This window comes from Acidilutibacter cellobiosedens (genome assembly GCF_004103715.1).
Taxonomy (GTDB): domain Bacteria; phylum Bacillota; class Clostridia; order Tissierellales; family Acidilutibacteraceae; genus Acidilutibacter; species Acidilutibacter cellobiosedens.
The window spans coordinates 3,334,404-3,349,583 of the sequence record NZ_CP035282.1 but is presented as its reverse complement, the minus strand read 5'-3'; the positions used below and the strand labels follow the sequence as shown (position 1 = coordinate 3,349,583).

Below are 15,180 nucleotides of genomic sequence, written 5' to 3'. Positions count from 1 at the left end.
TCTATATGAAAAAGTTGTAATAGAGAGATACATTGATCTACACTTTTGAGGGAAATAGCTATTTATAGGAATTCTGATTTTAATCTTAATCCTTTTACCATGACCCCTTTACTGGTTCTTTTTCTTTCAAAGTTCTGTGAATCCAGAGTAGTATAGAAGTCAGTTGTACTTCTTGTAAATTCACCGATTCTAAGGCAAAAGGCTCGGTATTCATCATAGACCTCTCCCGATTTAGCCATATAGGTTTCATCAATTTCACAACATTCTTCTAAAAAATGATGAAGCCAGTTATTATTTTCCTTGTAAATATTAATGGCGTCTTTAACTTTTTTAGGTGGACTTATGTTGTAATCATCATCAATAACCTTTTTTGCACCCTCAATTATCCAAGTAAGAATTGCACCACCTGCATTTTCAACTAGATAGTCAGTGTAATTCTTTATATCATTACTTCCTTCAATTTTTGCTTCAAAGGGAATAACTATAAGCCTTCGCCAAGTTCCCTCATCAATAGCTCCAACCTTTGGCAGGTGGTTTGTATATAAAACTAAGGTGTGGGTAGGGATATAGCTGAAAGGATCTTTATATTTTTTTTCTGCATAGATTTCATCTGTAGAACAAAGCTGTTTAATATTAGAAGTATTAAGCCTCATGCCTTCCTCAAGCTCTGCAGCAATAAGGAGCCTTTTGCCCTTTGCTTCAGCCAGTTCTGGTTTAACATTCCTTCTACAACCAACAGTTAAAATGTCGGCTGAAATATTGCCACTATAGCTTCCTAGAACCCTGGCGATGGCATTCCAAAAAGTTGATTTACCATTACGGCCTTCACCGTAGGCTATGATTAAGGCTTCTACATAAACTTTGCCTATGGCAGCAAGTCCTACAATTCTTTGAACATATTCAATTAAACTTTTATCCTTACAAAAGAATACATCAATGGCATCAAGCCATTTGTCCATGCCTTTATCATTAGGGTTTACACTTGTTTGCTTTGTAATAAAGTGAGAATAGCTAGGATCCATTTTGGAATCAATACCTTTTCTAAGGTCGAAGGTAGCCTTTGGTGTATTTAATAAAAAACCATCAATATCAAGATCCTTAGGTAAAATCTCAAGCATAGGCTGTGCTTCCTTTAATGCTGATGATATTTTCTTAGAATCCCTTCTAGTAATTACATATTTTTTATAGGCCATAGCAGATTCATATCTTTTAAAAGATTCATCTTGAACTTCATTAAAATCCTTTGCTGCCTTTTTAGTTCCCTTTTCCATAACAATATTTAAAGCACCACTATCAGACATTTCATTTAAAGCATTATTAATTTCAATTTCTGCTTCTTTAAGCTGTCTGGTGGTTAATTCTTGTGCAATAGCCTGTGCTTTTGGTTTTGATTCCTCCCAAAAGCTACCGTTATATACTAAGAAATCGGTAGAAGGGGAGTATCTAAGAAATTCTTTATATTCTTCAGAAAGTACAATAGCTTGACCTACATCTGAAAAATCACTAGGTTTAAGAAGTATTTCACTGCCATAATCTTCTGGAGGAATATATCCTTCTTGTGAAGAAATTCTTTTGCCAAAATTAATAGCACTATGCCATATAAGATCTAATTCATCTTCATCTAAGGGTGGATTACATTTTTCTGCTTCTTTTAAAAAGAGGGCATAGGCTTCATCTGTATTTCCAAGACGTACTATAATTTTTCCAGCATAACGGGACAGGGTACTATTTCTAGAACCTTCCTGTATTTCTTCAGTAGAGTCATCCCAATCTTCAAAACTTGCAGCATCAAGATATTCTTCAATACTTTTATTACCGTCATGAATTTCTATATTTGGAGTGCTAGTACCAAATATAAATCTAGCACTATCAAGAGCATTATTATCAAAGTAGGGGAAGGCCCTAGCAATTTTTTGTTTTAAATTTGTATATGAATTTGAATCAGTAATTTCTTTAATCATGAAATAAATATGAAACCTTGGCCTTGGAGATTTTTTTCCTTTTTGTTTCATATGGTTTCTACTATAGACAGCCACAAAAGGGATATCTTCAAAAGTTGTAGCCACATCTTTAACAGTAATCCAGTCATTTGGATCGTCTGAATGGTCATTATCACAATCAAGTACAGTATTATCAGCCTTAATAAAGTTGGCTGAACTTCTATAATTATTTTTAAATTTAGCTGAAACATGGTCATATTTAATTGCATCTGCCATAGATACTTCATCCGTTATTAAAACTTCTTTAGGGTAGATGCAGTTTGAAAGATTACCTGTAACATTTGATGAGTATAGGGTAAATTTAATCATTCAAGCACCTCCAAAAAGTCCTCCCAAGCAGTTAATGGATAACTATTTACTGTTCCAAATCTTTCATCATTTGTTTCACATTTTCTTATTTCAATAGAGTGGCACCTACAGTATGCAGATAATCTTTTACCGATACTTTGACATTCTTTTAAATTCCAACCCATGTTGAAAACATTATTGTACTTGGCTACGGTATAAAACTTGAGGGAGGTATTTAAAGCAATTTCAAGACTTTCATTTTCTTCTGATAAAGCAAGTATTTTTATTTCAGCTTCCCTTGCTTTTTGCTGAGCTATTAATAAAGCACGTTCCATAATTTTTTCAGGGGAGTTCCATGCTTCTTCAATGGAGATAAAATACTGCCTAAACTTTTTCCCCATTTCACTTCTTTGGAGCATACAGATTTCTTTTGCCATAGAAATGGTTAGGGAGTGGTCAATTCTAGGCTTACCAGGAAGACCGTCAGACCTATTACTCAAAATTGAGTAATAGTCTTTTCCCTCTATAAAGCCGTATTTGCACATTCTTGAAAACCAATCATTATATCTAGTTTCAACTTTTAATGCCTCATGAAGTTCACGACCATTTACTGTAGGAATATTATTTTTATAATCAATTACAATTAGTTCATTCATTTTGAAACCTCCTCACATCTAGAATTAAAGTATCTTATTGGCATATTTCTTCTTTTGGCTTTAGCAATTTCTTCAGCCATTCCCTTAGAAACTCTATCAAAGGCCCACAATTCTTCACATTTGCCAAGTAGTATAAGAGCAAAGCGGAGTCCAAGTTCTCGTTCATCCATATCCTTATCATCTAAAAATTGAGGGTAATGAAGGTGAGGAGCTATAGGAATATATCCTTTACTTATAGCAAACCTACAATAGCCCTGAGCCTTTTTAATATTTCTTTCCATATCACCTGAGAAGGGAGAGGCAATATAAACAAGGGGAAGATATTTTTTCTTTAAAGCTTCATAAGGAGTAGGGTCATAGTATCCTTCTTGATTAAATTTACTTATTGTCATATTGGATACCTCGCTTCTTTAACTCTTTTAATTTTGTTTTGCTACATTCACTGCAATATACAGATGTGCCATACAAATCACCTTCGCCATTACCAAAGAGCTCCACTAAGTCAATTTCTACTTCGCACCCACAATTAGGACAGGTACAAAAGACATTGTCATCATGAATATCTACAGTTACATCAACTGAAGGGCTGACTTTTTCTTTTACATAAAACATAAAAACACCTCCAAAATTTAATAGGCAGGTAATGCCCTTATTAACTAAAGGACAGTACCTGCCAAATTCCGTAGTAGTTTTTTAATCTTTTTTGTAAAAGTCTCCTTCAAAGCCTTCAGCTCGGAGTTTTAAGCCCTTTGACCATGGAGGAGTTTGACACATTATTTTACAAATCTCATCTACAGTTATATGTTTTTCAGCCTCAATAATAATCTCATCATGAATATGCATTACTATAGAAAAATGTCTTAATTTCTCCATAGAAAAAATTAGAATATCCCTACTAATTGCTTGAACAATATTTTCCACAAACTTTGGTCCATAGGACTGTATCCTTTCCCATTTCTTAGTTCCACCAAGACCCTCATAAGTTACACAATCCGAGCCAAACTTACTGACCCCAATTTTGGGTTTAACATAGGATAGTTGCCTACCAGATGGGAGTGTAATAAATAACATTCCACTTTTATAAGAAAACTCAATGCCATGAGTAGTGGTAGTAGTTCTTTCTCTGACAGTTTTAAGAACTGCTCTATCAACATCCCACCAAAAATTAACTATATTAGAATTGGCAAGTCTCCAGGAGTCAACTAGGGGTTTAAGCTCATATTCTTCAAGTCCCATATCAAGAGCACCCATGGAAATTAATGCACCAACGGAGCCACCATAACCGCAGGCCAAGTCAGCTACTTTCCCTTTATCTCTTAAGGGACTCTTTTTGTCTATTTTTTCAATAGGTACATCAAACATTTGACTTGCAGTAGCAATATATAAATCTTCTTTTCTTTCATAGGCATCAAGAACCCACTTTTCACCTGCAAGCCAAGCTAGAACAACTCTTTCAATAGAAGAAAAATCTGCGACTATAAATTTGTGATTAGCCTTTGGAATAAAGGATGTACGAATAAGCTGGGATAAAACTTCTGGTATAGAATCATAAAGCATATCTAATGCAGTTATATTGTTTGTGTGAACTAATTCCCTAGCTTCATATAAATCAGGAATATTGTTTCTAGGAAGGTTCTGAGGTTGCAAAATTCTACCTGCAAATCTTCCTGTCCTATTTGCACCATAAAATTGAAACATTCCTCTAGCACGATTATCAGAGCCTACAGCATTTTCCATAGTTTGATATTTCTTAACGGATGATTTTGAAATTTGTTGCCTAAGAGTTAATACCTTTGATAAATCTCCAGTAGCTGTTTCTAATAATTCTGAAACAATCTTTTTTCCAAGGCTTTCAGTTTCAAGACCATTTTCAGCAAGCCAACCTTTTAATTGTTGTACTGAATTTGGGTTTTCAAGATTTGTTAATGCTTTCATTTCATCAATTAATTTAGTGCGAGAGTGGTCGCCAATTTCTATTGCATTCTTTATAAAATCTAAATCAAGAAGTACACCTCTATCATTAATTTCTTGGTCTAAATGATATTCATGCCATATATGTTCAGGAACAGGAAATTTCGAGAGTTTCATTTGAATTTCTAGTTCCGTCTCCACATCACGTTTGTTATATTCTTTAAAAGCTGACCATTTCTCAAGGTCATGGTAGGGATGATTTCTAGTCCTTTTCCCATTAGTTTTAGTAGGCTTACAAGGAGTACAAAAGTACCTTATTAAATCTTTTCCTTCTTTAAGCTTTTGTTTTTCAAGTCCTAAAACTGTACCAACACCTTCAAGAGAAAGGGGAAGTCCCATATAAGCAGACAAAATCATAGAGCATCTCCATGATGAAGGGTCAAGATATTTTCCAGTAGGGTATCCCAGATACCTAGATAGACAAATGCGTTCAAAATTAGCATTGAAGGCCCATTTAATAATATTAGGGTCAGTTAATGCATCTAAAATTTCTTTTGGTATCTTTTCACCCATTGCTAAATCAATGACTTTAACATCCCCGCCATCAATGGAATAAGCAAATAGTAAAATTTCAAAATCAAGAGCCTCAACATATCTATAAACTCCAGATTTTGAAAGATTGATGCTACTAAAAGTTTCTATATCAATTTCTAATGTTTTCATTAAACTCTCCTTTCTTAGATATAGATAAAGCAGCAAGATTCAATCCTGCTGCCCTCAAAGTTTTATGAAAGGAAATCATCATCTACATCAGTTGCAAAGTCATCCTCAGCTCTTGATTTGCCACCAAGAGATTCTCCATCTTTAATCTTTTGTAGATTGTTAAGACCACAGGCAATTCCCTTATTTCCGTTACTATTAAAGGCATAGAAGTTAATACTAGCTCTGCCATATACACCACTATAAACTTCAGAGCGATCAAGAATAGGGTCAAGATTACTATCTACAATACCTGGAGCAGTTGCTGAATTTGCATTTACAAAATATGAATTAGCATAAGCTTCGTCATCTGGTCTTTCAACATCGCCATCTCTTAAAGGTTGCTTAATAGAAGATAGAGGGGGTACAGTTTTACCATTACCTTTTAATTTACCTTCGCCTTCTTTATAAGCAGCCTCAATAGCAGCCTTAATTTTGTTAAGAGTTCTAGTATCTGACTTTGGAATTATTAGTGATACTGAAAACTTAGGTGTACCACCGTTTATTGATTTTGCCTCCCATACATTTGCAAATGACCATCTTGTTTCTGGTCCTGTTATAACTTTCATTGGATTAGTATTTTTACTCATAAATTTGTCCTCCTTAATTTTCTTTAAAATCATCTACAGCTGTATTAATAGCTGGTCGTTTATCACTCTCAGGAACGAGAGTAGGTTTACCTTTTGGTTTTTCTACTAGGTCTGATAACAATTCTGAAAACCTAGCTTTTCCTAATGTTTTCTCCATAGCTGTGATTCCTTTGATTTTATGGTCATAAGGGTCATAGCCATTTGTTTTAACTAATTTAATAACTTCTTCTTCATTAATATATTTTCTGTTACTTCTTCCTTCGACTAGTTTAAAGCCGTGCCACTGTTTGCCACGAAGTGCGGATTGTAAAGCATAGTCTTTAATATTAGATGCCCAGGATACAAGTTCATCGATTTTACTTAGAATTTCTTCTACATCTTCATCTTCTAAAATAGGTGGTAGCTTAAATTCATACTTAGCAAGCTCAAGATTATATTCAGCTCTATGTCTGCATTCATGCTTACTTTTACAGAAAACACACCAATCACCACATTTAAATTCTCCTTCTCCATCAAGGGCAAGCTTAGCTGTAGGTATTAAAACCTCATTAGCCCATTTATAAAGTTCATTTTTTGAAAGGGTGAAGGTGCTTATATTGTTTCTTCTGGGCTGATAGATGGTCATAGATACAGTTTCAATATCATAAATACCATCAAAAAGCTCTAATGCTCCAAGCCCATATAATTTCATCTGCGAGTTGTCATTGGCATCAACTAGAATTCCTGTACCATGCTTATAATCAATTACATGAAGTGTGTCATCTGAAACAATAATACAGTCCCCAGTACCATAGCCGCCTTCAGCATACTTTGAATAATCTAATCTTTGCTCTATTAGGATTAAAGGGTCAGAGCATCTTGTTTTTGCATCCTCTAAAAGTTCTAGAATATAGGTAGCATAGCTTTCAGCACATTCTTCCATTTCTTCATTGTAGTATTCAAGATTAGCAGTAGGGTCTTTAGCTCTCATACCTAAAAGGGTTTTTAATTTATACTCTCCTAATAGATGAGCTTCAGTTCCTTCAGCTGCATAACTACTTGTTGTATCATCGTATTTCTGGCCGAGTCTTAGAGAGGGAGGGCAGTTTAACCAGCGATGACTTGAAGAAGGGGAGAGGAGGGCATGTTTACTCATTTCCTAATACCTTCACTTCTTCTAGTAGTTTTTTATACTTTTTAGGATCGATTTCACTTAATTTGCTTGCACCATGTTTTTCTAATAAAGCTTTGATTTCATCCGTATAACCGTTACGAGATTTTTCTGCTAGAACAGCCCTAACCATTTCTAAAGTAAGTTTTTCTTTATTAACTGCAGGTTGCTTTTTTGGTTCGATAGTTGCATTTGAAACTTCACCAGTTCCAGAGAATAAGTCTAGAAGTGAGTTAGCTACAGATAAAAGCATATTAGCAGCAGTTTTTAATTCATCTACGGTTTGAGATAGTTCGTTCATTTTACTCATATAGATTTTCTCCTTTCATAATTTTTTTGCCCTTCAATATCTAAAGGACACTGAAGGGCAAAATACGTAGTAAAACTTTTTATTTTTCTAAAACATCTTTTAAGTCTTTATGTGAAAGGAGTTTTTTACGAAGCTGAAGTTCTCTGTATCTAACTCCATCAACGGTAATATTTAAATTTTCTGCTATTACTTTTTTCTTCTCTTTATTAATAAGGGCATTAAAAAGTAATTTATCCTCAGAAGATAAGCCATCATAGGCTACAAGGAGAGCTGCCATTAATTCTTTATCTTCTATACTTTTTAAAACATTTTGAGATGTATCAATAGGGGTGAAGGAACTTTCCATTTCATCATCATTACCTGTCCAAGTTTTATCCAGCTCAACAGTTCTACTTTTGTTTTTTCTATTACATTGCTCACAGTTTTGGTCACAGTTTTTGGTTTTTTCCCATATACAAGAGAATTTTCTATATTCATATCTTTCTTCTCTTTTTAAAGAAGTGCTATTAAAACGATGAATGTCTTCATTGGTTTGATTTCTAATAAGTCTTACAGCATACCCAGCTTCTTCATCATAGAACCAGCGTTGCTTATAAGGGTTTTCTTTGGTTGGCGGTTCAGCAGGGGCAAAACAAACTTTTCTGTCTACCTTTACATATTCGCCTTTTTCATTTTGTGCATAGTATTCTTTGTAATAAATGTTTTGATAGTTTTTCACTTTATTTCCTCCTTAGGTTTTCAATTTGAAATCCACCAGAGGAAAGAAATCCTCAAAACAAAAAGACGGCATGGGGGAACACATATAAATGTGTCCCGCACGGCCGTCTTAGCGTTCTGGCGGATTCCAGTTATCAAGTTGTGACTAAATTTTAAGCTACATCTTTTTTATGTTGATGGGTGATGTTTAAAGTCCCATCTGGATTTGCAGTGATTGTAGTTAGACAACCTTTTATGCAGATTTGAAAAACTTTTTTGTCAGGACTTATATCACCCACACGTTTTTTATTAATATTTCTGACTTCTTCCATGGTGGTTTCCTCCTTTTTTCCACGATTTGCCTTTATTGCAAATCAGGCATTTGTTATTTTTTAAAGAAAATCTCATCAAATGTTGTTTTTATATTTACATTCGTGAATTTTTGTTTCTAGTATTGCGTGAATATTTGTGATATAATTTAAACGGACTTTATTAATCCTTGAATCCTTTTTAATATCACTTAATTCTTAATAAAATTATATAAAAAAAGATCCTTCCATTAAGGAAGGACTCGGAAGGGTTCGGAATGATTCGGAATTATAGTTGGAGGTGGCAGATAATGCTTTTTAGTGAATTTGCTAATGTATTGTTTAAACACAGTGACACCACATACAAACCACATGAGTTCTTTCTGTCACTTTTCGACAATATTATGAGGGAGCCACAAACTAATGAAGAATTAATATTATTTAATGGTGACAAATATAATCCTTTTGGTGGGTTAAAGCCAGATACATTGGACAGGCTATTTAATGGTACAAACCCTTTAAATCCAAGTAAAGTACATAAAGCCATTAGTCGTAAAAATACAGACAAATTTGCTAGTTATATTAATGAATATAATGAGCATAATCAAATGGCTATAGAAGATGAAATTAAAACAATGATTCCAGATTTTAACTCTGATGATAACTTAGGGTATGCATGTGCTGATTTATTCTTACAAATTTTAGATGATATTTATGAAGGTCGAGAAGCTTCTAGTAAAAAGCTTTCAGGTAATATTAGTTCTACTCAAAAACTTAAATCCTTCCCTAGTCAAAATATTTATTATGATGAATCAGACGGTAAATTACATATTGGTGATGCAGAAATTTTTATTCCAAAAGAAATTGAACCACCAAAAGATATTGCTCCTGAAGAAGAAGCCTATGTTCGTGAACTACTTGCTGCTTATGCTGAATCTATAAAAAAAGGTGAAATATCAAAAGCTGATTTAGACTCTCTGCCTATGAAATATAAAAGAAATTTCTCTGACCAAAGAATCAACTATTATAGTGCTATTCGTATAGATAGATTTATTAGAGAATCCATTTTCCAAGGAGAGGAACATGCAAAGAAATGGAAATCTGAAACCCACGACTATATAAAAGATACTTTATGGGATGATTATGATGATGGGTATAAACGTCTATTAGCTGTGATGAAAAAAGTTGTAGATTGTTCTACGACTTCTATTATTAGTAACATGCAAAACCTTGTAGGGCCAAAAGAAAAGAAAGGAACTTGTCATTTATTAGTAAATGAAGGTAGCATTCGCTGGGTAAATGAAGATGAGTGATATAGTTTTTAATACCACATTTGAAATATCAATAAGACTATTATTAGTTTTATCTGTGTGTAAAAATAGTAGATTTACTTTAGATAATCTTGTCACAGTTGATTTTATTGCAAATTATTCTAAAGAGTTTGGATTATCTGACAACAATCTTCATGGGAATAATGAATTTAGCTTCTCCGAATTTTCTATCAGGCGAGCATTAGGCCAAAAGGCAATAAAAGAACTAGTTCTAGAAGATATGGTAAAAGTATCATGCACCAAGAAAGGATTTCTTTATTCTATTACAGATAAAGGACAATCACTATGTAATAAATTAACTTCAGATTATGCTATAGAGTATAAATCCAATGTAGATAATGCCATTAAATATATAAATTCAAAAACTGAAAAAGAAATTCTTAATTTGATTAGCCAAGAGGCATCTAAATTACTACGGAAGGAGGAGTAACAAATGTCATTTTATATATCTAAAGTTACAGCAACTGGTACTGGAAAAACTCCTGCCATAGTAACATTTAATAGAGGATTAAATATTATTTGTGGTGTTTCTGATTCTGGCAAGACTTGTGTTTTAAAATCCATCCAATTTGCTATGGGAGTTATAAGAAAACCTTTTGAAAAAGAACAAACCGGATACGATAGAGTCAGCTTAGATATCACAACCCCTAATGGTTCTTTAAAGCTTTCCCGATCAATAGGGAGAAATATAGTTAATGTAGTATCAGATATAGCTTCAATAGATTCAGGAGATTATGATATTGAATATAAAGGGAGTGGAAATAAAAGACCTGTTTTAAATGAGCTATGGCTTAAATTAATAGGAATTAATAAGCTACCGATGATAATAAGCACTCAAGATTTCACTAGACAACGTTTAAAATGGAATACTATCATGCGACTTTTCTGGTTAAAGGAACAAGATATTGAAAATCCAAAATCTGTACTTTTGCCCTCATCGCCTACTCAAGAACCTTACTTTTTTGCAGTATTACTTTTCCTCCTTGCTGGTAATGATTATCCAGATGCTGAGGAGCAAGATAAAGACGAAATAAGTAAAGCAAAAAGAGATGCTGTTCGGCAATTTGTAAATGGTAGGATTACTCAAATGTCTAAAAAAAGAGAAGAACTTCAAAAAGTATTATTTTCTTTTGATAATTTTGATATTGAATTAGAAATGCAGAAATTAATTGATAATTTAACAGAAACTGAAGAAGCCATTGTAGCTGCTACAGCTGAAAGTAAAGATTTGCTTAGCACCCTACTTGATTTCAAGGAGAAAGAATCAGAAACTAAGGTAACATATTCACATTTTCAATCCCTTAAAACCCAGTATACAGCTGATATAAAAAGACTTACTTTTATAGTTGATGGTGAAAAACATATACACTCGTTAGATAAAAATAAAAAATGTCCCTTTTGTGATGGAAACTTTCAGCCTAAAGAAAAAGAATCTTATATCGAAGCTTCAAGGGCTGAGTTGAATCGCATCATAAAGCAATTACAAGGTTTATCTGAAAGTGAAAATGATGTTGTTTCGATTTTAAATGATACTGAACAAAAAATTAAAAATATTGAAGAACGAAGAACAGAAATTGAAGATTGGATAAATTCAGAACTTACACCACTTGCAGATAAATTAAAAGAAGGGATACAGCAGTATCGCACTTATATACAAATTCAACAAGAATCAGATGTATTACATAATGTATCACAAGAGTGGATTACAGAGTTACAAAAGCAAGAGAATAACCAAGATTCAAATAAACCCAAGTTTAAACCAAAGGAACATTTTCCAGTAAATTTTAATTCTCGGATAGATGAAATAGCATATTCAATTTTAACTGATTGCAAATACGAGAATTTAAATACTGCTCATTTTAACATGGGGACCTTTGATTTAGAGGTAAATGGATATGCAAAAGAAGATAGCCATGGTAAAGGTTATTGGGCTTTTATTAATACTGTCTTAGGACTAACTTTTAGAAAATATCTACAAGAAGATGCCCTATATAAACTTGGCCTTTTTGTTGTTGATACACCTTTACTTGGTTTGGATCAGGGGGTTGAAGATAATGCTCCTACTAGTATGAGAACAGCACTATTCCAATATTTTATAGATAATCAATCAGAGGGACAAATGATAGTTGTAGAAAACACAAAGGACTTACCAGATTTAGAGTATGAAATAAGTGGTGCTAAAGTAATAGAGTTTACTCAAAATAAGTACGAAAGTAAATATAAAGAAAGCCGTTATGGATTTTTACATGATGTTTATAGTGACTAAAGAAGCAATTGATAAAACGGAGGTGGCAAAATGCTACGAATTAGCTATAACAAGTTGTGGAAATTGTTAATTGATAAAAATATGAATAAACAAGATTTAAAAATTGCCACTGGTATAAGCTCTGCTTCAATAGCTAAGCTTGGTAGGGGCGATAATATAACAACAGCAGTGTTGCTAAAAATATGTGAAACTTTAGATTGTAATCTAGAGGATATTATGGAAACGATAAAAGAATGACATAGGAGGATTTTATGAAAATCAAAAATTTAGAAGAATTATTTTCAATAACTCAGGATAAACTCGAGGGGCAACATGGAACAATAACAATTAATTTTGCAAACAAAACTCATGTATATTCTGGAAATGATGTTATAGGTAATTGCTTACAGGAGTGGTTACCTAATTGGTTTCAGCATCTGGGAATTGATATAAGACCAGGAGACAATACCCAAGCTTTCCCCGATTTTGTAGCTATGTTTGGAAACACTAGTCATGATGTTGAGGTTAAAGCATGGAACTATAATAATTCACCTGCTTTTGACCTAGCAAACTTTTCAAGCTTTCTAGCTACAACATATGAAAGTCCTGGGAAATTAGATGCTCATTACTTTATTTTAGGTTACCAGCCAATGGATGATGGATTTTCACAAGGGTTTATTGTAAAAAAGGTATATCTAAAGTATATTTGGGAAATCACTTCTCCTTCAAGAAAGTATCCTATAGGTTTGCAAGTAAAACGTGGACAGCCGTATGCAATGAGACCTTTTAACTTTGCACGTGATGAAGACAAAAGTTTTAAAAATAAAAATGAATTTATACATGCCGTTAAAAAGACTTTTGAAATATTCCCAAATACTACTATACCTTTTTCAGCAGATGAATGGCTCGAAAAAGTACTCTCTTATTAAAAAAGGAAATGGTGCTTTTAACTATAGCACCATTTTCTTTTTCTCCATATACTCTATACGACTTGTAGATTTTAAATATGATTCTAATAATTTTTCAGACACTGCTTTTATAACTGGAACACAAACTGTATTACCAAGTAAATCGAATGCATCACTTTCTTTCATAAAGTCAAGCTGGTAATTATCTGGAAAACCAAACAATTTTAGACCTTCATTAATAGTTAGGGTTCGAATTCCTCCATTAACTGGTACTGCTAGCTTATGAACATCTGTTGCAACTATTGTAGGTGTTACACTGTTGGGGCAAAGTATCTTGGTAAATTCAAATGAAAGCTTTCCAGTAATGATATTATATCCTTTCTCTAGTGAAGTATCTATTACTCTTCTATTATTAATTAATTGCTTGGGATGTTCATAAGCAAGATATCCCTTAGTAACTAAATCATCTAATAAGGTTTGCAGCTTAGGATGTGGATAAAATGAAGATATCATTTCTGCTGTTAAAGGCATTCCATCCATCCATTTTATACCTATTATGTCTGCCCACTTCTTATTTCTTCTCTGTCTTAATAACAATTCTAAAAGATCTTTTTGCTCTTTACTTACCTCACCTTTTAATCCAATATCCCAACTATGGATATTATTGCTACCACCACGTTTGTCTTTTATAGCTTTCCCATATAATTCATCTATTTTGTAATGGGAAAGTAGCTTTTCAGTAAATTCTGTTTGTATAGGTGGTGTAGATTCATCTATAATATCCCCTAGCACAGATGTCTTCTTATTAAACCCTACCAATTCTTGTACTTGCATATCTTTAAGTCCAATAATATAAATTCTATTTCTAGACTGTGCTAATCCAAAATCTTTTCCATTTAATACTTTAGCTTGTATAAAGTAACCCATGTCTTCTAGTGTCTTACGTATTATCTTAAAAGTTCTTCCTTGATCATGGTGTACAAGTCCTTCTACATTCTCTAATACAAACCCAATTGGCCTTTTTGCTAATAAAATTTTAGTGATATCAAAAAAAAGTGTCCCTCTCGTATCTTGAAATCCTAATCCTAGCCCTGCTTGTGAAAATGCCTGACAAGGAAAACCTGCTAATAAGAAATCAAAATTGGGTAGATTGGTAGGATTAATTTTTGTTACATCGCATTCTGGATTTTCTCCAAAATTAAATTCATATGCTTTAATTGCAGAGGGCTTTATATCAGATGAAAATACACACTTACCTTTTAATCCAAATTCATTAAGTGCTTGTTCAAAGCCTATTCTTATTCCACCTAGTCCACTGAATAAATCAATATAAGTTACTTCATTTGTTTCTTGATTAAGCTCTGACTCTAATTTATCTACACCCATTTCAAGTAGCTTTCTACATTTCTCAGAAAAACTAGTGCAGTCAGGCAATGGTGCATCTTCAATGAACTTTTTATCTTGGCTATTTAAGTAAATCGTTACAGGTTGTTTTTTATTTATACTGCTCTTTCTACCAGCACCTTTTCTATTTCCTCCATGCATACTCATACCTCCATTCAATAATATGATTATAACATGAGGGCATTGTTTTTTCAAGTAAATTAAATCCCGACCTAAAATTATTTCTTTAGTTTAACAATAAAAAATCCTATTTATTGTTTTCTCCTAAGTGTCTAGAATAGCCGTCAAATATTCGTGGTTTATCAGAGTATTTAGGTTTATATATCGCACCATCAAAAACAGTCATAATATCTTCAAAGGCATCTATAGAATTAAGTGCGAGAATCAATTTTTCTTTTACTAAATCTGAGTTTTTATTTTCCGTATTATCTAATCTAAGGCACTTTTTATAAGAAAACGAATATCATGTGACTAAATAGCATACCTACTAGATGTTGCCCTTTCATTATGTGCTTGGTCAATTGCAGTACGCTCTAGGCATAAATAGAGATATTTTCCATCGTCATCTCCTTCATATTTGGGGTTATAATAAAGTTCATTAGGTGATAATTATTGGTAAAAATT

Annotated in this window: 16 protein-coding genes; 5 read left to right on the top strand and 11 right to left on the bottom strand. The window is 33.1% G+C overall.

What is annotated here, in order from left to right:
- Positions 1-62: 62 nt before the first annotated feature.
- From EQM13_RS16175 to EQM13_RS18410, 10 genes are all read right to left on the bottom strand, one after another.
- Positions 63-2,309 (bottom strand): phage/plasmid primase, P4 family, encoded by a 2,247-nt coding sequence (locus EQM13_RS16175; protein ID WP_128753223.1) that lies wholly within the window; start codon positions 2,307-2,309, stop codon positions 63-65.
- Positions 2,306-2,944 carry an antA/AntB antirepressor family protein gene (locus EQM13_RS16170; RefSeq protein WP_128753222.1) on the bottom strand — a complete coding sequence of 213 codons (639 nt, stop codon included), beginning with the start codon at positions 2,942-2,944 and terminating at the stop codon, positions 2,306-2,308. The genes EQM13_RS16175 and EQM13_RS16170 overlap by 4 nt, the downstream gene beginning before the upstream one ends.
- Complete coding sequence (locus tag EQM13_RS16165; protein WP_128753221.1) at positions 2,941-3,336, bottom strand: DUF7768 domain-containing protein; 396 nt, start codon at positions 3,334-3,336, stop codon at positions 2,941-2,943. The genes EQM13_RS16170 and EQM13_RS16165 overlap by 4 nt, the downstream gene beginning before the upstream one ends.
- On the bottom strand, positions 3,323-3,556 hold the full coding sequence (locus EQM13_RS16160) for a hypothetical protein (protein ID WP_128753220.1): 234 nt from the start codon (positions 3,554-3,556) through the stop codon (positions 3,323-3,325). Before EQM13_RS16160 ends, EQM13_RS16165 begins: the two co-directional genes overlap by 14 nt.
- An 81-nt stretch (positions 3,557-3,637) precedes the next feature.
- Positions 3,638-5,578: a DNA polymerase gene (locus EQM13_RS16155; protein ID WP_128753219.1), complete on the bottom strand. Its 1,941-nt coding sequence runs from the start codon at positions 5,576-5,578 to the stop codon at positions 3,638-3,640.
- 62 nt (positions 5,579-5,640) lie between these two features.
- Positions 5,641-6,204: a DUF2815 family protein gene (locus EQM13_RS16150; RefSeq protein ID WP_128753218.1), complete on the bottom strand. Its 564-nt coding sequence runs from the start codon at positions 6,202-6,204 to the stop codon at positions 5,641-5,643.
- Positions 6,205-6,217: 13 nt separating this feature from the next.
- Positions 6,218-7,339 carry a DUF2800 domain-containing protein gene (locus tag EQM13_RS16145; RefSeq protein WP_128753217.1) on the bottom strand — a complete coding sequence of 374 codons (1,122 nt, stop codon included), beginning with the start codon at positions 7,337-7,339 and terminating at the stop codon, positions 6,218-6,220.
- Complete coding sequence (locus tag EQM13_RS16140; protein ID WP_128753216.1) at positions 7,332-7,664, bottom strand: DNA ligase; 333 nt, start codon at positions 7,662-7,664, stop codon at positions 7,332-7,334. The genes EQM13_RS16145 and EQM13_RS16140 overlap by 8 nt, the downstream gene beginning before the upstream one ends.
- 79 nt (positions 7,665-7,743) lie before the next feature.
- Positions 7,744-8,382, bottom strand: coding sequence for a hypothetical protein (locus EQM13_RS16135; RefSeq protein ID WP_128753215.1), 639 nt, complete (start codon positions 8,380-8,382; stop codon positions 7,744-7,746).
- Between the two features lie 151 nt (positions 8,383-8,533).
- The gene (locus tag EQM13_RS18410) at positions 8,534-8,692 is read right to left on the bottom strand and encodes a hypothetical protein (protein ID WP_170177317.1); all 159 of its coding nucleotides are present in this window, start codon (positions 8,690-8,692) and stop codon (positions 8,534-8,536) included.
- A 287-nt stretch (positions 8,693-8,979) separates the two neighbouring features.
- On the opposite strand from EQM13_RS18410, the gene EQM13_RS16130 reads away from it, so the two are divergent.
- The 5 genes from EQM13_RS16130 to EQM13_RS16110 are packed head-to-tail and all read left to right on the top strand — an operon-like array spanning position 8,980 to position 13,173.
- Entirely contained in the window at positions 8,980-9,981 is a 1,002-nt protein-coding gene (locus EQM13_RS16130; protein WP_128753214.1) for an ABC-three component system protein, read from the top strand.
- Positions 9,974-10,429 carry an ABC-three component system middle component 2 gene (locus EQM13_RS16125; RefSeq protein WP_053965566.1) on the top strand — a complete coding sequence of 152 codons (456 nt, stop codon included), beginning with the start codon at positions 9,974-9,976 and terminating at the stop codon, positions 10,427-10,429. Before EQM13_RS16130 ends, EQM13_RS16125 begins: the two co-directional genes overlap by 8 nt.
- 3 nt (positions 10,430-10,432) lie before the next feature.
- The gene (locus EQM13_RS16120) at positions 10,433-12,265 is read left to right on the top strand and encodes a coiled-coil domain-containing protein (protein ID WP_128753213.1); all 1,833 of its coding nucleotides are present in this window, start codon (positions 10,433-10,435) and stop codon (positions 12,263-12,265) included.
- A gap of 30 nt (positions 12,266-12,295) precedes the next feature.
- Entirely contained in the window at positions 12,296-12,502 is a 207-nt protein-coding gene (locus tag EQM13_RS16115) for a helix-turn-helix domain-containing protein (protein ID WP_053965564.1), read from the top strand.
- Between the two features lie 14 nt (positions 12,503-12,516).
- Positions 12,517-13,173 (top strand): NgoBV family restriction endonuclease, encoded by a 657-nt coding sequence (locus EQM13_RS16110; RefSeq protein ID WP_053965563.1) that lies wholly within the window; start codon positions 12,517-12,519, stop codon positions 13,171-13,173.
- 21 nt (positions 13,174-13,194) lie between these two features.
- Here the strand turns inward: EQM13_RS16110 and dcm are convergent, their stop codons facing one another.
- Positions 13,195-14,697, bottom strand: a complete 1,503-nt coding sequence (dcm, locus tag EQM13_RS16105; protein ID WP_128753212.1) for a DNA (cytosine-5-)-methyltransferase — start codon at positions 14,695-14,697, stop codon at positions 13,195-13,197.
- Positions 14,698-15,180 lie beyond the last annotated feature (483 nt).